This is a genomic window from Aeromicrobium sp. WCS2018Hpa-31, from assembly GCF_031843905.1.
GTDB lineage: Bacteria > Actinomycetota > Actinomycetes > Propionibacteriales > Nocardioidaceae > Aeromicrobium.
Window position 1 is genome coordinate 13,153 of the sequence record NZ_JAVTJF010000013.1, and the last position, 20,709, is coordinate 33,861.

Genomic DNA, 20,709 nt, shown 5'->3' on the forward strand with positions numbered 1-20,709 from the left:
CCTACCTCTGCCGAGGAGAGGCGGGTCAGGCGAGCTGGCTGGACTCCAGGGAGTCGAAGGCGTCGAGGACCTCGTCGACCGACGGGATGCGTCGGGGCAGGTCGGCCACGGCGGCCAGCGCCGACGCCTGCTGCTCGGCCTCGGCCCGGGCACGCCGCAGGTGTCTCTTGATGGTCGACGTGGAGCAGCCGAGCCGCTCGGCGAGCTGCTGGCACGTGTCCTTCGGGTGCGCGCTGCGCGCCGCCAGGACGGCCTCGTGGCTCACGGGACCGGCGCCGAGCCGGGCCGGGCCGTACGAGCCTGACTGGTTGGCGTCGACGACGATGCCGAGGCTGTCGCGGATGCTTGCGCGGTCGGCCTCGGTCGTGCAGGCGACGAAGCCCGACACGTCGACCTCGACGACCGCCCGGTACAGGCAGTCGACGAGCATGGGGCATCCCGCGCACCGGCGGTGGGCCTGCGCCAGGATCTCCCCCAGGCCGACGCGCGATGCGGCGTCGAGCTCGTGGGCTCCTGCGTACAGGCGTTCGTCGCGGAACACCGGCTCACGCGTGCACGGGGGTGCCGCGGTGTCGGTCACGATGGTCATGGGTCCCTCTCCCGGTCGCATCCTTTCGCGTCACACTAGAGGTACATCCCGCCCGCAGGGCCGTTTTGTGCCGACTCAGTACTTTGGTCACTTTCTGGACCGTTTGACGGCGGCAGGGCGAGCCTCATGTTCTGGAACTGCGCCTGTGCCTGCACCTGCTGGGCGTACAGCGCGGCCTGGATGCCGTGGAACAGTCCCTCGAGCCAGCCCACGAGCTGGGCCTGGGCGATGCGCAGCTCGGCGTCGGACGGCGACTCGTCCTCGAACGGCAGGCTCAGGCGCTGCAGCTCGGCCACCAGCTCGGGGGCGAGACCGTCCTCGAGCTCCTTGACGGACTGGCGGTGGATCTCGCGCAGCCGGGTGCGGCTGGCGTCGTCGAGCGGTGCGGCCTTCACCTCGTCGAGGAGCTGGCGGATCATGCCGCCGATACGCATGACCTTGGCCGGCTGCTCCACGAGATCACCCAGCGGGGTCCCACGCTGGGCCGTCTCCGGGGTCGCGGCGCCGGGGGCCTCGACGGGGGTGCCGTCGGGGCCGATGACCTGCGGCGACGGCGTCGACAGCTGCGTCGACCGGTGGGGCTCGGACTCGGGTTCACTCATGCGTCCAGCCTATGAGAGACCGCCCACACCGGCCCGCCACGGTTTGAAACCGGCTCGCGGGGCTGGTTCAGTCGTGCGGATGAGCACCACGAGCGAGGTCAGGAACGGGTCGACGTCGACCCCCGCGCGACGCCGCGACCCGCGGCTCGACGTGCTCAAGGGCGTGCTCATCTGCGGGGTCGTCCTGGGCCACTTCCTCGAGACGTCCGGCGGACAGGCACCCGACGGCCTGTACTCGGGCTGGTCGAGCGAGCCGCAGCGCGCCGTCCTCACCGCCCTCTACGTCGTCCACATGCCGTTGTTCGTGCTGCTGGCGGGCGTCACCGCCAGCACCCGACGTCGCGCCCACCGCATCGCCCAGATGGTGGGGCTGTACCTCGTGCTCCAGGTCGCGCTCCTGACCCTGCGGGGCGCGGACGCCACCCCCGAGACGCTCGTGCACCCGGTGTACGGCATGTGGTTCCTGCTGGCGATGGCGTGGTGGCTGGCCGCCCTGCCGCTCGTGAAGCGTCTCGGGCGCGCGGCGCTGCCGGTCGCCACGCTCGTCTCCCTGGTGGCCGTCACGGCACCCGTGGCCGACACCGACGTCGTGGCCTGGGCGCGCGCGGCCTGCTACCTGCCCTTCTTCGTCGCGGGCCACCTCTACGGCCCGGCGCTGCTCCGCCGGACCGCCGACGTGGGCAGCGCGCTCGTCGGACCCGCCGTGCTGGTGCTCGGCGGAGTCACGAGCGCCGTGCTGGTCTGGGGCGTCGACCCTCGCTGGTACCGCGGGGCCGACACGGCCGGCTCCATGCACGACTCGCCGGCCGTCGCCCTCGCCGTGCGTGTCGTCTGCTTCGCGGCCGCGGTCGTGTGCTCCCTCGCCCTGCTCGCGCTCGTCCCGCGGCGTCAGCGGGTGGCCGAGGTGCTCGGACGCCGCAGCCTCGCGATCTACGCGCTGCACGTGCCGTTCGTGTTCGCGGCGCAGTGGTGGTTCGAGGGCCGCGGCATCGACGCGTGGCCGGCGTCGGCGATCGCGGTGCTCATGACGGTCGCGTCGCTCGCGCTGCTCGCGCACCCGGCGTTCGACACCGGTCTGCGTCGGGTGGGCGAGCGCATGGCCGACGTCATCGTCTCGACGGTGCGGGCGTCGGCCGGGGCGTCCCGCGCGACGGCGCTGCAGGGTCCGGCCGACGACGCCGACCTGCGCCACCACCCGCACCGCCAGCCCTCGGGCCCGCAGCAGCTGATCCTCTGACGGCTCAGACGGTCAGCAGCACCTTGCCGGTGTGGCTGGAGTCCTCGAGCACCTGGTGGGCGTCGCGCACCTGGTCGAGGGGCATCCGGGCGTGCACGATCGGGCGCACGGTGCCGTCGGCCACCAGCGGCCAGACCTGGGCCACCATCGCCGACACGATCGCCGCCTTCTCCTGGGTGGGACGGGCGCGCAGCGACGTGGCCATGACCGCGGCACGCTTCATGAGCAGCCGGTTGAGGTTCAGCTCGCCCTTCACGCCGCCCTGCAGGCCGATGACGACCAGCCGGCCGGCGGTGTTGAGGGCGCGCACGTTCTGGTCGAGGTACTTGGCGCCGACGATGTCGAGGATGACGTCGGCCTTGAGCCCGGCCTCGTCGAGCGCGTCGACGAAGTCGGTCTCGCGGTAGTTGATGGCGAGGTCGGCCCCCAGCTCGCGGCAGAACGCGGCCTTCTCGTCGCTGCCGACGGTGACGACGACACGTGCCCCGAAGGCCTTGGCCAGCTGGATGGCCATGGTGCCGATGCCGCTGGCGCCGCCGTGCACGAGGAGCGTCTCGCCGTGCTGGAGCTTGGCCATCATGAACACGTTCGACCACACGGTGGCCGCGACCTCCATGAGTCCGGCGGCGTCGACCAGGTCGACCCCGCGCGGTGCGACGGCCACCTGGCCGGCCGGCACGGCCACGTACTCGGCGTAGCCGCCGCCGGAGAGCAGCGCCACCACGTGCTCACCCTTGCTGAACTCGGTGACACCCTCGCCGAGGGCCACGACGTCGCCGGAGCACTCGAGGCCCAGGACCGGGGTGGCGCCCTCCGGCGGGTCGTAGAACCCCTGGCGCTGCATGAGGTCGGCACGGTTGACGCCCGCGGCGGTGACCCGCACGAGCACCTCGCCAGGCCCCGGTTCGGGAGCCTCGACGTCGACGACCTGCAAGGCCTCGACTCCACCGGGTTCGGGCACGACGACAGCACGCATGCAGCGAGGCTATCGGCCCCCCGACACGATCGGGGAGCCGCTCGCCCGGGCCCCCTCCGTTGCCTTGCCGGCGAGGACTCGGGCCACGCGTTGGGCGAGCGACCCTGCCGGTGCCGCTCTAGCGTTGAGGCCGTGAACGAGCGCCCCGGGTCCGCGGTCCGCCTCGTGCTGCCGCACCAGCTGTTCGTCGAGCACCTCGACGCTCCTTCGGGCACGTCGTTCGTGCTGGTGGAGCACGACCTGCTGTTCCGCCAGTACGCGTTCCACGCGCAGAAGCTCGTGCTGCACCGGGCGTCGATGGAGCGGTTCGCGCAGCGGCTGGAGTCCGCCGGGCACGACGTCGCCTGGGTCCGCACCGACGGCCGCACCACCAGTCGCGCCGCCCTGGTGCGCGTGCTCGAGGGTGCCGCCGCGGTCAGCGTGTTCGACGTGGTCGACGACTGGCTCGAGCAGGACCTGGACGCGACCGCCGCCGACGTCGGTCTGGAGCTGGAGTGGCTGGAGTCGCCGAACTTCCTCACCACGCGCGAGCAGGTGCGCGAACAGCTGGGCGGGAAGCGGCCGCGCATGCAGCACTTCTACGCCTGGCAGCGCACGCGCCTCGACGTCCTGGTCGACGGCGACCAGCCGGTCGGCGGGCAGTGGTCCTTCGACGAGGAGAACCGCAAGAAGCTGCCGAGGACGGTCGACGTGCCCGACGTGACCCGGCCCGAGCGCGTGGCGGAGGTCGACGACGCGATCGCGTGGGTGCGGAGCGCCTTCCCCGACGCGCCGGGTCGGCTCGAGAGCTTCGCCTGGCCCACCGACCACGCCGAGGCCGAGGCGATGCTCGAGGAGTTCGTGGCCGAGCGGCTCGACACGTTCGGCCCGTACGAGGACGCGATCACGACCCGCTCGGCCACGGTGTTCCACTCGGTGCTGACCCCGGCGCTCAACGTCGGCCTGCTGTCGCCCGCGCAGGTGCTGGGCCGGGTGCTCGACCACGCCGACGAGCACGACGTGCCGCTGGCGTCGCTGGAGGGCTTCGTGCGCCAGCTCATCGGCTGGCGCGAGTACATGCGCGGCGTCTACGTGACCCACGGCCGACGCATGCGCACCGCCAACCACCTGGCCCACACGAGGTCGCTGCCGAGCGGCTGGTGGGACGCGACGACCGGGCTCGACCCCGTCGACCTGGTGGTGCAGCGGGTGCTCGACGACGGCTGGGCCCACCACATCGAGCGGCTCATGGTGGTCGGCAACGCCATGTCGCTGCTGCGCATCGACCCCGACGAGGCCTATGAGTGGTTCATGGCCCTGTTCGTCGACGCCTACGACTGGGTGATGGTGCCCAACGTCTACGCGATGAGCCAGTTCGCGGCGGGGCCGGCGATCACGACCAAGCCGTACGTGTCGGGCTCGGCCTACCTGCGGAGGATGTCCGACGTGCCGAAGGGTGACTGGTGCGAGGCGTGGGACGGCCTGTACTGGACGTTCGTGCGCGACCACCTCGACGTCTTCGCCACGAACCCGCGCTCGCGCATGATGGCCCGCTCCTACGAGGCGATGGACCCGGCGACGAAGGCGGGCCACACGCGCGCGGCCGCGCCCTGGCTCCAGGACTGAGCGGGCAGAGGGCTGGAACGGCGGGGCTCGGCCGGTCTCATGGGCCTCTCAGACCGGTCCTGACACACTGGGTTGCATGCGTGTGGCCGCGGTGCAGCTGGCGTCGACGATCGACTCCGCCGAGAATCGGAGCCTCGTCGACGCACGCCTGACCGCTCTCGAGCCCGCGGTCGACCTGGTGGTGCTGCCCGAGGCGACGATGCACGACTTCGGTTCGCCCGACCACGACCTGGCTGCCGTGGCCGAGCCGCTCGACGGTCCGTTCGTCGACCTGGTCGCGGACCACGCCCGACGGCTGGGCGCCACCGTGGTGGCGGGCCTGTTCGAGCGCACCGACGACCTGCCCTACAACACGCTCGTCGTGCTGGGCCCCGACGGCGACCTGACGGCCACGTACCGCAAGATCCACCTCTACGACTCGTTCGGCTACGCCGAGTCCGACCGGCTGCGCGGCGGCGCCGTGGAGCCCGTGACGGTCGACGTCCCCACGGCCGACGGCTCGTCGGCCCGGGTCGGCCTCATGACCTGCTACGACCTGCGCTTCCCCGAGCTGGGACGGGCCCTCGTCGACGCCGGAGCCGAGGCGTTCGTGGTGCCCGCGGCCTGGGTGGCCGGCGACCACAAGCTGCACCACTGGCGCACGCTCCTGGCGGCCCGCGCGGTCGAGGACGTGGTCGGCGTGGTGGCGGCGGCCCAGGGTGGCGAGCGCTACACGGGGCACTCCCTCGTGCTCGACGCCTGGGGCACTACCCTCGCCGAGGGGGATGCAGGAAAGGACGATCTGGTGACGGCTGACCTCGACCTCGCCGACGTCGCCCGCGCACGTGAGGTGAACCCCTCGCTGGCCAACCGCAGGATGGGTCCCGCGTGACCCCCACACGGCAGGCCGCCCAGCGCGGGTCGGCACAGCCGGGACGACGTCGGCTCGACACGTCGGTCCCGGCCGACTACGACGTCCCGACCCGCCAGCCGCGGCTCGAGTCGCCGACCACGGCGCGCTACGCCTTCGCCGCCACGTTCCTGGCGTGGGTGGCGGGCGTGGCGGTCGCGGGCACCGCCGTGGTGGCGGTGCCGCACCCGGCCTGGATCGAGCGGTGGGGGGCGGCCCTGCTGCTCGTGGTGTTCAGTATCGGCCTGACGCACCGCGGCGGTGGCCACATGCGCATCTGGACGGTCGCGTCGGGCGTGCTGGCGCTGTCGGCGGTGGTGACGGAGCTGAACCTGCTGGTGGCGGGCGCCGCCGCGGTCTCGGCGATCCTCGCCAGCGTGTGGGCTGTGGTGATCACCCGGCCGGCTCGCAGCGCCATCGGGGCGTTGAAGGAGTTCGTCCTCGCCCTGGCGGTGGCGCTCAGCGGCACGCTCGCCGTCGCGGCCTGGAACGCGCCCGTGGCCTACCAGCGCTTCAACCTGGTGGTGCTCGCCGCGGCCCTGACCCTGGCCATCGCCTTCGTGTGGAACCTCGGGGCGGGTCTGCACGGGCTGGGCAAGCAGAACATCGCGATCATCGCGGCCGTGGCGGCGGTGCTGCTGGTTCTGCTGGCGTACTCCAGCTTCGTGCGCACGCACGGCTCGGAGACGGTGGTGGAGGGCATCACGAACTTCGTCATCTGGATGCGCGAGACGGTCGGTGGGGTGCCGCGTCCGGTGGAGGTCTTCATCGGGTTCCCGGCGCTCATCGTGGGGGTGTCGCTGCGCTCGAAGCGTCGTGACGGCTGGTGGGTGCTGGTGTTCGCGGTGCTGGGCACGGGCGTGCTGACGACGTCGTTGGTCTCGCCGGGCGCCTACCCTTCGTACATCGCCCTGTCGACGGTGTACTCGGTGGTGCTGGGCGTCGTGGTGGGTCTGGTGGCGCGCTACGTGGCGATGCGGCAGCGCGGTTCGCGGGCGTCGCGGTCGCTGGAGCCGACGTCCCGCTCGGAGCCTGGACGGCTCGCCCCTCTCAAGTAGCACCGCCCGAGTAGTGCGAGAATCGGCGGTGGCGTCGGCGTGGCTTCGGCCGCGGTGACGCCGAGGAGGGGTGCCGGAGTGGCCGATCGGAACCGCCTTGAAAGCGGTCGTAGCGAGAGCTACCGCGGGTTCGAATCCCGCCCCCTCTGCCGGTCGGGCGCGGAGCGCCCTCCCTCTGCAGAGGGCTCGCGGATTCGGGGAGGCGCCGCGAGGGACGAGCGGCGACGGAGTCCCGCCCCCTCTGCCATTCGCGCGAAGCGCTCATCTGCAGAGGGCTCCGGATTCGGGGAGGAGCCGCGAGGAACGAGCGGCGACGGAGTCCCGCCCCCTCTGCCGGTCGGTCGCGAGTCCCGCCCCCTCTGCCGGCGGGCGGTCTCGATGCTGGGACGAGCTCACCGGCGCTCACCGCTCCGACGACTCGACCGGCGGTGATGCGGCGCCGCGAGTCCCGCCCCCTCTGCTCATCGTCGGCACTCCGTCGCCCGCCGGGTCCGCCCCAGTAGATTGGCCTCGCCCGTACCGACCCCCGAAGGACCCATGACCACGTACCGCCTGGACCGTGCCCCTGCCCTGGCCATCGCTGGGGTCGCGTTCGTCGTGGCCGCGTTCACGGGCTTCATCGCCTTCGTAGCGTCGTCGTGGATCGCAGGCGTCGTGACCGTGCTCGCGGTGCTGGTCGCGGCGCTCGTGGTGCTGCGCCCGCCGGTGGTGGCGCGTCTGGACGAGCACGGCATCCGGACGCGTCGGGCGCGCGAGCGCTGGGTCGACGTGGAGGACGTGACGGTCCGCGAGGGCCTGCTGCTGCTGGCCCTCGACGAGGCCGGAGACGACCAGCGCGTGCTGCGCCTGTCGCTCGCCACGTTCGGCGCGCGCGCCCCCGAGCTGGTGCGCGAGGTCCACGACCGGCTGAACACGGCGCACGGCTACCGCCGCTTCGGCTGAACTGAGCACCGTCGCCGCCCCTGCGCCCGGTGGCAGTCAGAGGTAGGTGTCGCACCCAACGCGGCGGTCGGAGGTAGGTCTCGCACCTCACCCGGGCCGAGTTCGGTGTCTCTCCTACCTCGGACGGGGGCGGACGGAGTCGGACGGGCATGAGACGTCGGCCCGCGTCGGGAGGTCCGGGCGACGAACACGGCTATCGTGGACGAAGGACTGCAGGTCCGCGGGGGCCGGACGGTGGAACGCGACGCCGAGGAACCGTGGGTGGCAGCAAAGCGAGGTGGCCACGAGATGACTTCACCCCAGGTGCGACGTCCGTGACGTCCGTGAGCATCGGCGGGGGCCCGGCCGAGACGAGGGAGCCGCGGGTCGTCGACCCTGACGTGCAGCAGCGCTACGTGAGCCAGTACACCGAGCTGGCGGCGGCGATGCGCGAATCGGGACTGTTGGAGCGGCGACACCTCTACTACTGGACGCAGATCACGGTCGCGGTGGGCTCGTTCGTCGGGATCTGGGTGGGGTTCTTCCTGCTGGGCGACTCGTGGTGGCAGCTGCTGCTGGCCGCGGCGCTCGGGGTGCTGGTGGCGCAGTTCGGCTTCCTCGGCCACGACGCGGCGCACCGCCAGATGTTCTCCTCGAGGACCTGGAACGCGTGGACGTCACGCATCCTGGCCGGCGCGTTCGCGGGCCTGAGCTACACGTGGTGGCGCGGCAAGCACAACAAGCACCACCTGGCGCCCAACCAGGAGGGCATCGACCCCGACATCGGACCGGGGGCGATCGCGTTCACGCCGGGGATCGTGGCGGAGCGGTCCGGCTTCAAGGGCTGGTTCGCCCGGCACCAGGGCTGGTTCTTCTTCCCGCTGCTGACGCTCGAGGGGATCAACCTGCACGTGCAGAGCGTGCTGGTCGGCCTCGACCGTTCGACCACGACGCCGTGGCGGCGCCTGGAGCTGGGGCTCGTGTCCGTGCGGCTCGCTGCGTTCGTCGCGGTGGTCTTCGTCTTCCTGCCGTGGCCGATGGCCGTGGCATTCCTGGCGGTCCAGCTCGCCGTGTTCGGCGTGTGCCTGGGTGCTGCGTTCGCGCCCGCCCACAAGGGCATGCCGATCGTGCCGCCGGAGATGAAGCTCGACTTCCTGCGACGTCAGGTGATGGTCTCGCGCAACATCCGCGGCAACTGGTTCGTGGACTTCTTCATGGGCGGCCTGAACTACCAGATCGAGCACCACCTCTTCCCGCACATGCCGCGCGGCAACCTCAAGAAGGCGCGCCCCCTGGTGCGTGCTCACTGCGAGAAGGTCGGCGTCGACTACATGGAGGTCGGCCTCCTGCACTCCTACGCCCTCGTCATCGGCTACCTGAACAACGTCGGCCTGCGCGCCCGCGACCCGTTCGACTGCCCCCTCGCCGCGCAGCTGCGCGGCTGAGCGTCGGTCGCCGACGGGGCCGCGAGAGGTAGGTAGCCCGCGGAATCGAGGGCGGGTCCAATCAGGCCTCTCAGTGGTCGGCACTGCTGATGGCGACCGACTAGGTTTCAGCCAGGGGTGAGCTCAAGCCGTCGGATCTTTGCTTCATGCCCGTCGCGACATCTGACGTTGGGAACCTCCCAGTTCAGCACGTGCTCGGAAATTCGTCGCAGTAACGACACACCTGGCCCGCTGTCGACAAGAGGAAGTATGGACGTCACTGGTGCCGCGCAGGAGAGAGAGCGCCGCTTTCGCACGCTTTACGACGCGGCGTACGACGATCTGCTGCGATTTGTACGTCGCCGGGTCCAGACCGGCTCTGCAGACGACATCGTCAATGACGTGATGCTGGTGGCTTGGCGGCGCCTCGACGATGTGCCGACCGACACGTCAGACGCGCGAGCATGGTTGTTCGGGGTGGCCCGCAAGACCCTCTCGAATTCCAGCCGCCGGGAACGAAAGCATGAAGCGCTCCCGACTCGCTTGGCCGATGCGACTCACGAGTCACTGAGTACGGACGAGTCGGCAGACGTCGTCGCGACCCGAATCGATGTGGCCACGGCATGGCGTCGATTGAGCGCAGCTCATCAAGAGGCCCTCACGCTTGCTGTCCTCGATGGACTCAATGCGCCGGAAGCCGGTGCCGTTCTGGGAATTTCGCCGACGGCCTTCAGACTGCGCCTCTCGAGGGCTCGGCGGTCACTTCGGCGCCGCATGGCCTTAAGCGCTGGAACCGAGCCTCGTCCCGAGCGATCCATTCAGATCAGGAGCACACCATGAGTCGACACACTGGTGTAGACCTTGACGCCGTTCTGCGCGAGCTCGACCCGGCTGGGGCGGTGGTGACCGAGGAAGAACGTCACCGCGCCACCGGTGCCCTCGAGATGATCCTCGCGACGCCGCATCTCGATCGTTCAGATGTTGCTTCTCCCCAGCGACGCCGGCCTCGTGGGCGTGCGCTCGTTGCAGCGGGATTCGCCGCAGTGGCGGCCATCGCGGTTCCGACCATCCTCAGTGGAGGCTCCGCCTTCGCCTCATGGACCGCCACCCCAGAGCCGCTCGCGCCCGCCGCCGCTGCAGCGGCCGCGGACACCTGCCAGTCGGCGCTTGGCTTCGACGACCGAGATGCCAGGACGGTGATGAGCGAGAGGCGGGGCGGATGGACCTTCGTACTCATCGAGGGGTCGGGCGGGGAGGGTTCATGCCTGATGCCAGAGGATTTCGTGAACGGCAGCTCGTCTCGGACCGACGGATTCTTCGGAACGTACGATCCAGATCCCCCGACTCCGCCCACTCCAGCTCGTGACGCGATCGCCGAGACCGGAAGCATGGCTGGATCCGTCTCCCTGCCAGGTCGACTGTCACTCGGCACGGTCGACGGATGGTTCAGTTGGGTCAACGGATACGCAGGCAGCGATGTGAGCGGCGTGACAGTGCATCCGCCTACCGGCCCGGATGTCGAGGCAAGTGTCAGCGGCGGCCGCTTCAGCGCTTGGTGGCCAGCAGGCGAAGCTCGCGGCGATAACCCAGGAGTGGGCGGAGCGTGGACGTATACCTTGACGTTGTCCGATGGAACGAGTCGCGACGTCGCGCTTCAGCAGGACACAATCGCGAACTAGCGACGTTAGCGGTCCTACGACGCCGCCGGACGCGCCACCGTGGAGTCCTTGCCTACAACCCGGACGGCTCGAGCCAGCAATCGGGGAGGCTATCGAGATTGGACCAAACGGCCTGGACCTGCGGAGGGAGTTGACTCTAGCGATGCCGAACCCAACGACTACATCCGAGCATTCGGAACGGCCCGTGCGGTTTCGGCTCTTTCGAGAGCTATTGCGGGCGACGTCGCTGAAGCGATCTACGGAGCCTCGGCCACCGTCGAGGACCTTCGACAACTCTTGGCGCTCGTCGAGGAGAGCCTCGACGATGAGGGTGACCGGTAGCCAGCGACAAACTGATGACACGACGAAGAGCCGGATGGTGGGATGAGGGGTGTGTTGATGATCCCGTTCGCCGCTGGACTGGGATTGTGCGTACTCGTGGCCTGGACGTGGCGAGGTCGGTCGTCGATGGCTCGGGCTTGGGTCGGGAAGTGGATGCTGGAAGAGTCGATCCTGGTCGCTCTGCCGGGCCTGACCGTCCTCCTTCTGCTGAGTTCGGTCGTGGCTTTCCTGGCGCCGCAGTCCGATGCGGAGTCGTGGCTCCAGATGCTCGCGGCGATCATCATCTTCTCCACGTCTGTCGCCGTCGTTGCTACCGGTCGCGTCCCCGCCTGGTGGGGGCCGCAGTGGCGTCACACAGAGCCCGCCCCGGTTGGAGCACTGGTTGATGAGAGATCAGGCTCGAGTGCTGGGAGCGTCGATGGGGTTCGGGCGATGACTGCGGGCACCACCGGCGTCATCTTTCTGCGGCATGCCGACGATGCGCGGTATCGCAAGATGAAGGTCCTTGTGGACGGCGAACCGCTGGCATCAGTTGAGTGGAATGACCAGGTCGTGATCGCCCTGGAGCCGGGGCATCACGCTGTGACGGCGAGCATGGACTGGGTGAGAAGCGAAGAGGTCCTCGTCGACGTCAGGGCTGGTGACGTCACAGAGGTCCGTGGCGCTTGGAGATTCCAACGAGGCGTGGCGATCGGTGGGCAGATTGAGGTGGAGGCCCTACCCTCCGCGTGACTCAGGCTCGGAATTGAACTGTCTGGATTGAGGGCGCTCGCCGGTGCATAGTTCACGCATTCGCTGGCGGAAGCTCGATAGTCAGAGAACCCGCGTCGACCATGAGCCCCTTCGCGATCCGGAGCAAGTCTCTTTGACCGACTCGAGCAAGTTACCGAGTTTCTCAATCCTGGCCTTCTGCCTCGACGCGCCGTGCGACTAGTCATTCGGGGCCCGTCGTGGCTTCAGCACCCCCCCACGGCGGGCCTCAACCGCAGTCCTCGTTCCCGAGGCCCAGACGGCCCCGGGAACCGCCGCAGAACGGGACAACGACAGGCGCCCGCCGCGTGCTCGCGCGACCTGGGGTTTCAACCTGGAACATTCGGCGGAGGTGGCGAGAGCCGTCGCTCGCTGGCGCTCGCTCCTCCCAAATCTCGACAGCGTCGATAGACGAGACAGACCCCCAGCAAAGAGCGCTGGGGGTCTGTCGCGTCCTGCGGAGGTGGCGAGATTTGAACTCGCGAGAGGTTTGAACCTCAACCCGCTTAGCAGGCGGGCGCACTAGGCCACTATGCGACACCTCCATGCCGCCGCCGAAGCGGCAACCGGTACAGGATAGCCAGCCGGGTGGCCGCGCGACCAATCGGCGTCCGCTCAGGCGCCGGAGTCGACGGGCACGCGCTCGTGGCGGTGCAGCAGCAGCGACGCCGTCAACGCTCCCAGCGCGGTGCCCAGCGTGTTCGCCACGACGTCGGAGACGGTGGCGAAGCGGTCGGGACGCAGCAGTGCCTGCCCCACCTCGATGCCCGACGAGAGCAGGAAGCCGAGCAGTGCCACCTGCCACCAGCGGGCCCGCGTGAGTGCCACCGCGAGCCAGCCCAGCGGCACGAACAGCACGACGTTGGCCGCGAACTGGACGACGTCGTAGCCCTGGGGGCGGGAGAGCCCGGCCGTGGACTCGAGCAGCCGCACGGGCCACGAGTTGAGCACGTCGATGCCCTGGTCGACCGGGGACGGCCAGAACGCGATGAACGCCAGGGCCGTCAGGTAGGCGACCGCCAGCGCGACGTGGGTGGGGGATCGGCGCATCCGTCGAGCGTAGGCAGGTGGCCGCACCCGTGCGGTCGTCGGTGACGAACGCCACCAGCACCGCGGGCACCCGTGCCACGATGTGGCGCATGCGCATCGAGCACCTGCGGGCCGCCGTCATGAACCCCCTGACCATGCCCGGCATGCCGGCGCACGTGTTTCTCTGCCACACCGACGACGGCCTCGTGCTCGTCGACACCGGATTCGGCACGGCCGACGTGACCGACCCCGGCCGCCGCATCGGACCGGTCCGCGGCCTGCTGCGCCCCGACCTCGACGACCGCCACACGGTGCTGCGTCAGCTGCAGGAGCGTGGCCACGACGCCACCGACGTGACGCACGTGGTGCTCACCCACCTCGACCTCGACCACGCCGGCGGGCTGTCGGACTTCCCGCACGCCACCGTGCACACCACGGCCGACGAGCACGCGGCCGCGATCACCGACCCCGACGCACTCGACAAGCGGCGCTACCGGCCGGCGCAGTTCGCGCACGGGCCCGACTTCGCCCTGCACGCCGGTCCCGGCGACGAGTGGCGCTACGGGCTCACCGGCCACGAGGTGCTGCCCGGCATCGTGCTCGTGCCCATGCCCGGTCACTCGCGTGGCCACGCCGCGGTGGCCGTCGAGACCGCCGACGGCGTGGTGCTGCACGCCGGCGACGCGGTCTTCGACGGGAGCCACGTGGCCGACGCGACGCCCTCGGGCCGACGGCTCACCCCGGTGCGCGCCGCCCGCGGCTTCGAGATGGTCGTGGGCCGCGACCGCTCCCGCATCCGTGCCAACCACCGCGAGCTGCGACGTCTGGCCTCGCTCCCCGACGTCCTGGTGGTCCCGGCGCACGACCCGCGCATCACCGACGAGCTGGTGGACTGATGGCTCTGCGCCACCTGGTGCTGTTCCGCGTGTACGACGCGGTTGCCGACGCCGACGTGGACGACGCTCTCGTGCAGCTGGCGTCGCTCGCGACGCTGCCCGGGGTGCTGGAGTGGACGGTGCGGCTGTCCGACGACCGTCGCAAGGGACGCATCCTCGTCGAGAACGGCCTGTTCGAGAGCCAGGAGGCGTTCGAGGCGTTCCGCGTCCACCCGCAGCACGTGCAGGTCAGCACCGTGATGCGGGATCTGGCCGACTGGTGGATCGGCGACTACGAGGAGCCGGCGGACACCTGACGTCCGTCGGCGAGCTCGCGCACCAGGGCGACGAACCGGCCCGCCGGGTCGGAGCGCTCGGGCCCGCCCAGGTAGTGGTCGGCGCGCTCGGGTCGGACCGCGGCGAGCGGGTCGGGCCCGAGCATCGCGTCGAGAGCGGCGTCGAGCTGCACGAGATCGCGGTCGATCACGTACGCCGAGACAGCGGTGGGGTGCGCGGCACGGAACGCCTCGGCGGCGTCCGGTCCGCCGAACTGCGCGGCGTACATGGCGAACGGCTTCTCGCTGGCCATGAAGTCGACGACGATGCCGGAGATGTCGGAGACCATCGCGTCGCACCCGTTGAAGGCCTCGACGAGCGGGACGTCCATGGCGGTCTCGCTGAGCACGTGGGCCCGCCCGGAGGCCTTCGCGTCGTCGGCGAGCATCCGGTCGACGTGGACGATCATCGCCTCAGCCTCGAGGTGGTTGCGCCCGGCGAAGTGACGTCGGAACACCACGGTGCAGCCGCGGGCCAGGAGCGCGGCCACCACGTCCTCGGCGACGGCCAGGGAGGAGACGTTCAGGGCGTCGTCGGCGTGGCGCCACGTGGGGGCGTAGAGCACGGTCGGTGAGGCGGGGAGCGGACCGGCCGCCCGCTCGATGCCCTCGGTCTGCGGTCGGCCGACGACCCGCAGCTTCGCCGCCGGCACCCGCAGGCCGGCCTGGGCGAAGCGGTCGATGGCGGCCTGCCCGGCGACGGCGACGAAGTCGTAGGAGAGGACCCGCTCGGACGCGCTGAGCGGCTTGTCGCTGTCGCCGTGGCCCAGGAACACGTGCGTGACCTCGTCGTGGGCCAGGAACACCGCGTTCTTCTTGGCCCCGTGCGGGTAGAGCGCGCCGCGCACGGTGGCGGGCAGGTGCGTGAGGATCACGGGGTCGTGCGGGTGCAGGCGCACCAGCTCGGCGTAGATGGTGCGGTCGGCCGCCACGATGCACCACGGCACGCCGGCCTGCTCGATCCAGGGCGACCACATGCCGACGTGCACGCCGACCTTGCCGGCATAGGGGACGGCGACCCGGGGTGCGTGGGCGACGATGGCCTGCCGCACACCGCGCGACGCGGTGGCCCAGGCGTGCAGGCGCCACGCCACGGCGGCGGGACCGAGGGCGAGCACCACGGCCACCAGCAGCGCGACGAGGTCCTGCGAGGTGACCAGGGCGACGATCGTGGCCACGGCGGTGCCGGCCACGAGCACGCCGGCCGCGACGACCCAGACCCGCAGTCGGAACGGGCGGGATCCCGGGTGGTCGGGCTGCCCGGGGAAGCCGTGGGCGGTCGGTGCCGGCCTCTGGCGGACGTCGCGCACCGCCGCGAGCCCGGTCGCGAGCCCGGCCGCCACCACGATCCACGCGAGCACCGTCAGCATGGCTCCAGAGTAGAGGTCGGCTCACGCCGGGCGGCCGCTCGGCACGGTCGCCCCGTCCCGACGAGTCAGTGCGGGCCGACCCCTCGGCAGATTCCGATGAAGCCTCCGAGACGGCTACCCTGGCGGCCATGACCACGGTGCTCACGTACGGGACGTTCGACCTCTTCCACATCGGTCACCTCAACCTGATCGAACGCCTGGCGGCACTTGGCGACCGACTGATCATCGGGGTCTCGACCGACGAGTTCAACGCCGGCAAGGGCAAGTCGTCCGTGGTTTCCTACGAGGACCGTGCGCGCATCGTCGGCAGCATCAAGGGCGTCGACCTGGTGCTGCCCGAGCAGTCGTGGGAGCAGAAGGTGCTCGACGTGCAGGAGCACGACGTGGACCTGTTCGTGATGGGTGACGACTGGACCGGCAAGTTCGACCACCTGAAGGACTACTGCGAGGTGCAGTACCTGCCGCGCACGGCCGGGGTGTCGAGCACCGGCATCAAGGAGATGCTGCGCGCACTCGACCCGGCCCACATCGCGGAGATGCAGGAGGCGCTCTCCACGATGAGCCGTCTGCTGAGCCACTACGAGGACCTCACCTGACGGTCGGGTGACGTCTGGTCCGACGTGAGCCGCCCGGCAGGCTTCTGCCTCTAGACTCGTGCCCGTGCCGAAGCCCCTGCCCCTGATCGCTCTGGGCGCCTTCCTGGCGGTCGACGTCGCACTGGTCGCACTCGTCTACCAGCACGTCAACCAGGAGCCGCCGTCCAGCGACGTCGGGGCCACGTCGGCGGAGGCCTCGCCCACGCCATCACGTGAGACGAACCAGCGGGCGTTCGACTTCAAGCCCGCGACGGCCGCGTCGATGGACGTGGCCAACGACGGCACGTGGATCTTCGCCACGCGCGGCGCGTGCGAGGGCGACGCGTCGGCGCAGGTGTGGACGTCGACGAAGAGCGGCGCGTCACCCACGGACCGCGACCCCGGCCTGAAGGTCGTCACCGCCGTGCAGGCGGGTTCGGGCGGGGAGCTGGTCGTGGTCGGCGCGGGGGAGGGCTGCGAGCCGCAGCAGGTGTCGTCGAGCGACGGCGGCGCGACGTGGGTCCAGGACCCGCAGATCACGCGTTGGTACATCGCGCCGGACGACCCCACGGTGGTGGTGTCGCCGGCGGAGGGCGAGTCGGAGCCGGGGTGCACGTTCTCGTCGTTGTCGCAGGTGGGTGAGGACTTCGCGCGAGTGACGTGCATCGACGGCGACGTGCGCGGCAGTGGCGACGGCGGTCAGGAGTGGGTGCTTCTGGGCCGGCTCGACAACACGCGCACGGCCACGTTCACCACGTTCAACGCCGGCTACGCCCTGGCCCGCTTCGAGGGCTGCGCAGCGCAGGTGTTCACCACGAAGGACTCCGGCCGCACGTGGGCGCCGGGGAGCTGCATCGTCGGCGACCCCGCCCGCGCGATCGCCGCCAACGACACGGCCGTGGTGGCCGTGGTCGGCGAGGACCCTCAGCCCTACGTGAGCACCGACGGCGGCCAGGACTTCAGCCAGCCCTGACGCCGTTCCCCGAGCCCGTGAGTGGGTCACCTCGACAGGCTCGGCGGTCGCGGTGGTCCCCGAGCTTGTCGAGGGGCGCCCCACCCGTTCCCCGAGCTTGTCGAGGGGTGCCCCACTCGTTCCCCGAGCTTGTCGAGGGGCGCCGCACTTGTTCCCCGAGCTTGTCGAGGGGCGCCCCACTTGTTCCCCGAGCTTGTCGAGGGGCCGTTCAGGTCCCTTCCTCCCGCTTCCGCTTCGAGCTGCGCGCCAACGACGGCAGCAGGTGCCAGTTCCCATCGACGACGGCCTGCTTCTTCGCATGGCTCCACCCGTGGAGCTTCCGCTCGACCGCGAATGCGTCGACGACCCGCTCGAACTCCTGGGCCCAGACGAGCGTGACGGGGAGTCGATCCTTCGTGTACTCGGCCCCGCGCCCTTGCTGGTGCATCCAGAGCCGGGCCTCGAGGTTGCTGGTGCTGCCCACGTAGAACGTGCCGTCGTTGCAGAGGAGGAGGTAGACGTGAGCCATGCTGCATCGTCTCGGCGAACGGTGCGGTGTGTCCGGTCTCCGTCCACAGGACCTTGTCCCTCGGCCCCTCGACAGGCTCGGGGAGCGGGTCGGGTGGGTCTGGTCGCTGAGCTTGTCGAGGTGGGCCCCTCGACAGGCTCGGGGAGCGGGCGGGTGGCCCCTCGTCAGGCTCGGGGAGCAGGTCGGGTGGGTCTGGTCGCCGAGCTTGTCGAGGTGGGCCCCGCGACAGGCTCGCGGAACCGGGCTGGAGAGAGGGGGTCAGGCGCAGGAGGAGCCGAAGCGGCGGTCCTGGTCGAGGGAGCGGACGCCGGGGGTGGTGGTGACGACGGCGCCGGCGCGCTGGCCCTCGCCCGACGTCATCGTGGTGCGGATCTGCACCTTCTGGCCGGGCTCGAGCGTGAAGGCGGTGAGGGCGACGGGGCGTTCGCCCGAGCGGCCCGACGTGTCGAGCGACTGCGCGTCGTCGGCGTCGACGGACTCGATGGTGCCGCCCCAGGGGGCGAAGACGCGCACCGTGAACTGCTGGTCGCCCTCGGGCGCGCGGGAGCCGTTGCCGGTGATGTAGTCGGGCAGGCCCGAGGCGTCGGCGGGGGCGGTGGACTCCACCGTGGTGGTGGCCACCAGGGTCTGGGCGCCGCCATCGGTGCACCGGGTGGACTCGACGGTCGTGGACCAGTCCAGGTAGTACTGCATCTTCGAGCTGGTGGTGTCGTTGACGTACACCCCGACGTGGGGTGTGCTGCTCTCGGCGGGGAGCCCGCCGGCGAGACGGGTGCCGGCGAGGTCGGCCTCTTCGTCCTTCTGCGCGCTCCACAGCATGATGCGACGTTCGTCGACGGCCTTGGTGAGCCCCTCGAGGGTCTTGCGGGAGTCGCCACGGCCGCTGAGGGCGGCCTTGAAGATCTTCTGCGCTGCGTCGGCGAAGAACGCGTCCTGCACCTGCGGGTCCTCGTAGCGGGCGTACACGGTGTTGAGCAGGATCTCGACGGCGTTGTCGGTGGTGAGGGTGGTGTCGTCGCCGACCTCGATGGGGCCGGTGCCGTCGAGCACGTACGACAGGGCCACCGGGTCGATGGAGAGCACGCCCTCGACCTTCACGTCGAAGGACTCCTCGACCATGGCGCGGGCGATCTTGGCCACGCGCGGGAAGTCCGGAGTGAGGGTGGTGTCGCGGATGTCCTCGGCGATGGTGGTGCCGTACGTGCGCTGCTCGTTGTCGGTGACCTTGACGACCGGGTCGTCGAAGTCCTCGAGGTCGCCGATGGTGAACTGTTGGTCGAACTCGAGCTCGCCGTTCTCGGCGGTCACGAGCGCGAGGGCGCCGGGGATGCCGCCGAGGGACCGGGACTCGGCGTTGTTCTGGAACATCAGCAGGTAGGTGCGCTTGCCCTCGATGCCGAGCATGGGCGGTGCGAGGCGGAGCCCCTTCGCGGCGGCGGCAGCGGCGCGCTGAGCGGTGCCGACCTTCTCCTTGAGCTCGTCGACGGGACCCTTGACGGGGCCGATGAGGGAGCCCCCGTCGATGGCGTCGATGCGCTCGCGGTTCTCGGTGAGCACGTTCGCGGCGGTGCTGACGGGCTTGGCCAGCCCGGCGAACTCCTCGAGCGGGAACTGGCCGTCGTCGGGCCGGAAGAGGTTGGAGTCCAGCGAGGTAGAGGTCTCGACGACGGGTGGCAGGCCGCGCTGGGCGATGTCGTCGAGGCTGCCGGCGGCGGTCTGCACGGCGCTGATGCTGGACCCGACGAACGGAACCTTCGCGACGGCGCCCCAGAGCGGGCCGTCGGTGCGGGTGCGGGCGGTGGTGGTGCTCTCCTGCAGGGCACGCAGGGTGTTGCGGGCGAGGTCGGTGTCGCCGCTGGTGATCTGCGACTGCAGGTCCTTGGCCTCGTCGGTGGCCGACGCGATGGCCTTCTGCGCCTGCGACGCCTCGTAGCCGAGCCAGCCGAGGGCGCCGACGAGGACGACCGCCACGACGCCGAGACCGATCCAGAGGGGCTTGCGGCTGCGGCCGGGCGTGCTCCTCCTGCGGCGCGAACGCGACGTGCGCGAGGACGAGGGCATGCGCTGATCCTAGGGTCGTGGGGCCAAGGTGCCGGTGCCGCCGTGACATGCGACCGCCACCTCCCCGGCCCGAAGGCTGGTGGAGGTGGCGGTCGTCAGGGTCGGATGTCTACAACCGGTGCGACAGGGTTCAGCTGCTGCGGCGACGGGCCACGAGGAGGCCTGCGCCACCCAGGACCAGTGCAGCGCCGCCGGCGATCAGCAGGAGGTTGGAGCCGCCGGTGTCGGGCAGCTCGCCCGACTGGTTGCCCGAGTCGCCCGAGCCGGCGCCGCCGGAACCGGCCTCGCCGTCGCCGACGACGAGGGTGATCACCTTGGTGTAGGTGGCGGAGACGGGCGTGAAGCCGGAGGACAGGCCGCTCGCGGACTCCTCGATCTCGTCAGCGGTCTCGATGGTGAAGACGATGTCGTACTCGCCGTCCTCCTCGGGAGCGGTGCCGTTGACCTCCCACGTGGTGGTGTTGGCGCCGCTGCCGACGGTCTCGCCGAGCAGGTCGGCCACGTAGGACTCGACCTCGGCGCCACCGAAGTCGCCGGTGAGGCTGAAGGGTCCACCGGGCTCGGCCTCGATGGTGGTGGAGCCGCTGTCGGGAGTGAGGACCGGCTCGTCGCCGTAGGCCTGCGCGCCGGTGGCGGAGAAGAGAGTGATGAGGCCGGCCACGGTCGTGGCGACAGCCAGGCGGGTCATGCGCATGTGGTGCTCCGAAAGGTGTAGATGTCCGACCGCCTACTGCGGTATGGGACAACTCTAGGGGTCAAGTGCCCCAGATGGCGCAATCCGTCCAAATTATTCACCTGCCCGCAACATGCGACAAGCACCCGTTCGGGGTTCTTACGCGTGTCGGAGCATTCTCAGGCGGGTCTCAGTGAGCCAGTGTGCGGATTCAAGACCGGGTCGAGCGTCCACCATGTGGACACCTCGTGCGACGGAT

At 70.6% G+C, this 20,709-nt stretch carries 21 protein-coding genes and 2 tRNA genes; 14 read left to right on the top strand and 9 right to left on the bottom strand.

The window, feature by feature from the left end:
- Positions 1-25 precede the first annotated feature (25 nt).
- Positions 26-589: an HTH domain-containing protein gene (locus RQG84_RS16160; protein WP_311210850.1), complete on the bottom strand. Its 564-nt coding sequence runs from the start codon at positions 587-589 to the stop codon at positions 26-28.
- A gap of 35 nt (positions 590-624) precedes the next feature.
- Positions 625-1,191, bottom strand: a complete 567-nt coding sequence (locus tag RQG84_RS16165; protein WP_311210851.1) for a bacterial proteasome activator family protein — start codon at positions 1,189-1,191, stop codon at positions 625-627.
- A 79-nt stretch (positions 1,192-1,270) separates the two neighbouring features.
- Between RQG84_RS16165 and RQG84_RS16170 the strand changes: the two genes are divergently transcribed.
- The gene (locus RQG84_RS16170) at positions 1,271-2,428 is read left to right on the top strand and encodes an acyltransferase family protein (RefSeq protein ID WP_311210852.1); all 1,158 of its coding nucleotides are present in this window, start codon (positions 1,271-1,273) and stop codon (positions 2,426-2,428) included.
- A gap of 4 nt (positions 2,429-2,432) precedes the next feature.
- Here RQG84_RS16170 and RQG84_RS16175 read toward each other — a convergent pair whose 3' ends face one another.
- Positions 2,433-3,404 (bottom strand): NAD(P)H-quinone oxidoreductase, encoded by a 972-nt coding sequence (locus tag RQG84_RS16175; protein WP_311210853.1) that lies wholly within the window; start codon positions 3,402-3,404, stop codon positions 2,433-2,435.
- A gap of 132 nt (positions 3,405-3,536) precedes the next feature.
- Here RQG84_RS16175 and RQG84_RS16180 point away from each other — a divergent pair, with 132 nt between their 5' ends.
- The 9 genes from RQG84_RS16180 (at position 3,537) to RQG84_RS16220 (ending at position 12,033) form a co-directional block, all read left to right on the top strand.
- Positions 3,537-5,009, top strand: coding sequence for a cryptochrome/photolyase family protein (locus RQG84_RS16180; RefSeq protein WP_311210854.1), 1,473 nt, complete (start codon positions 3,537-3,539; stop codon positions 5,007-5,009).
- A 76-nt stretch (positions 5,010-5,085) separates the two neighbouring features.
- Positions 5,086-5,880 carry a carbon-nitrogen hydrolase family protein gene (locus RQG84_RS16185; protein WP_311210855.1) on the top strand — a complete coding sequence of 265 codons (795 nt, stop codon included), beginning with the start codon at positions 5,086-5,088 and terminating at the stop codon, positions 5,878-5,880.
- A complete protein-coding gene (locus tag RQG84_RS16190) occupies positions 5,877-6,956 on the top strand; it encodes a hypothetical protein (RefSeq protein ID WP_311210856.1) in 1,080 nt (359 codons plus the stop codon). The genes RQG84_RS16185 and RQG84_RS16190 overlap by 4 nt, the downstream gene beginning before the upstream one ends.
- A gap of 64 nt (positions 6,957-7,020) precedes the next feature.
- Positions 7,021-7,105 (top strand) — tRNA-Ser (locus RQG84_RS16195).
- Positions 7,106-7,493: 388 nt separating this feature from the next.
- Positions 7,494-7,898, top strand: coding sequence for a hypothetical protein (locus RQG84_RS16200; protein ID WP_311210857.1), 405 nt, complete (start codon positions 7,494-7,496; stop codon positions 7,896-7,898).
- A 314-nt stretch (positions 7,899-8,212) separates the two neighbouring features.
- Complete coding sequence (locus RQG84_RS16205; RefSeq protein ID WP_311210858.1) at positions 8,213-9,322, top strand: acyl-CoA desaturase; 1,110 nt, start codon at positions 8,213-8,215, stop codon at positions 9,320-9,322.
- 249 nt (positions 9,323-9,571) lie between these two features.
- Positions 9,572-10,141: a sigma-70 family RNA polymerase sigma factor gene (locus tag RQG84_RS16210; RefSeq protein WP_311210859.1), complete on the top strand. Its 570-nt coding sequence runs from the start codon at positions 9,572-9,574 to the stop codon at positions 10,139-10,141.
- Positions 10,138-10,980, top strand: a complete 843-nt coding sequence (locus RQG84_RS16215) for a hypothetical protein (protein ID WP_311210860.1) — start codon at positions 10,138-10,140, stop codon at positions 10,978-10,980. The genes RQG84_RS16210 and RQG84_RS16215 overlap by 4 nt, the downstream gene beginning before the upstream one ends.
- Positions 10,981-11,358: 378 nt before the next feature.
- Positions 11,359-12,033, top strand: coding sequence for a hypothetical protein (locus RQG84_RS16220; RefSeq protein WP_311210861.1), 675 nt, complete (start codon positions 11,359-11,361; stop codon positions 12,031-12,033).
- Between the two features lie 476 nt (positions 12,034-12,509).
- Here the strand turns inward: RQG84_RS16220 and RQG84_RS16225 are convergent.
- Together RQG84_RS16225 and RQG84_RS16230 are read right to left on the bottom strand one after the other, a co-directional pair.
- A tRNA-Ser gene (locus RQG84_RS16225) sits at positions 12,510-12,596 on the bottom strand.
- Between the two features lie 70 nt (positions 12,597-12,666).
- A complete protein-coding gene (locus tag RQG84_RS16230) occupies positions 12,667-13,101 on the bottom strand; it encodes a VanZ family protein (RefSeq protein ID WP_311210862.1) in 435 nt (144 codons plus the stop codon).
- A gap of 17 nt (positions 13,102-13,118) precedes the next feature.
- Between RQG84_RS16230 and RQG84_RS16235 the strand changes: the two genes are divergently transcribed.
- Both RQG84_RS16235 and RQG84_RS16240 read left to right on the top strand, forming a co-directional pair.
- Positions 13,119-13,976, top strand: a complete 858-nt coding sequence (locus tag RQG84_RS16235; RefSeq protein WP_311210863.1) for an MBL fold metallo-hydrolase — start codon at positions 13,119-13,121, stop codon at positions 13,974-13,976.
- Entirely contained in the window at positions 13,976-14,272 is a 297-nt protein-coding gene (locus RQG84_RS16240) for a Dabb family protein (protein WP_311210864.1), read from the top strand. The genes RQG84_RS16235 and RQG84_RS16240 overlap by 1 nt, the downstream gene beginning before the upstream one ends.
- Here RQG84_RS16240 and RQG84_RS16245 read toward each other — a convergent pair.
- Positions 14,248-15,660 carry a CDP-glycerol glycerophosphotransferase family protein gene (locus tag RQG84_RS16245; RefSeq protein WP_311210865.1) on the bottom strand — a complete coding sequence of 471 codons (1,413 nt, stop codon included), beginning with the start codon at positions 15,658-15,660 and terminating at the stop codon, positions 14,248-14,250. The genes RQG84_RS16240 and RQG84_RS16245 overlap by 25 nt on opposite strands.
- 128 nt (positions 15,661-15,788) lie before the next feature.
- Here RQG84_RS16245 and tagD point away from each other — a divergent pair, with 128 nt between their 5' ends.
- Positions 15,789-16,256, top strand: a complete 468-nt coding sequence (tagD, locus tag RQG84_RS16250; RefSeq protein ID WP_311210866.1) for a glycerol-3-phosphate cytidylyltransferase — start codon at positions 15,789-15,791, stop codon at positions 16,254-16,256.
- Between the two features lie 64 nt (positions 16,257-16,320).
- Positions 16,321-17,208: a hypothetical protein gene (locus RQG84_RS16255; RefSeq protein WP_311210867.1), complete on the top strand. Its 888-nt coding sequence runs from the start codon at positions 16,321-16,323 to the stop codon at positions 17,206-17,208.
- Between the two features lie 208 nt (positions 17,209-17,416).
- Here the strand turns inward: RQG84_RS16255 and RQG84_RS16260 are convergent, their stop codons facing one another.
- From RQG84_RS16260 to RQG84_RS16270, 3 genes are all read right to left on the bottom strand, one after another.
- Positions 17,417-17,716: a GIY-YIG nuclease family protein gene (locus RQG84_RS16260; protein ID WP_311210868.1), complete on the bottom strand. Its 300-nt coding sequence runs from the start codon at positions 17,714-17,716 to the stop codon at positions 17,417-17,419.
- 258 nt (positions 17,717-17,974) lie between these two features.
- Positions 17,975-19,777: a DUF4012 domain-containing protein gene (locus RQG84_RS16265; protein ID WP_311210869.1), complete on the bottom strand. Its 1,803-nt coding sequence runs from the start codon at positions 19,775-19,777 to the stop codon at positions 17,975-17,977.
- A gap of 130 nt (positions 19,778-19,907) precedes the next feature.
- The gene (locus RQG84_RS16270; RefSeq protein WP_311210870.1) at positions 19,908-20,465 is read right to left on the bottom strand and encodes an LPXTG cell wall anchor domain-containing protein; all 558 of its coding nucleotides are present in this window, start codon (positions 20,463-20,465) and stop codon (positions 19,908-19,910) included.
- Positions 20,466-20,709: the final 244 nt, after the last annotated feature.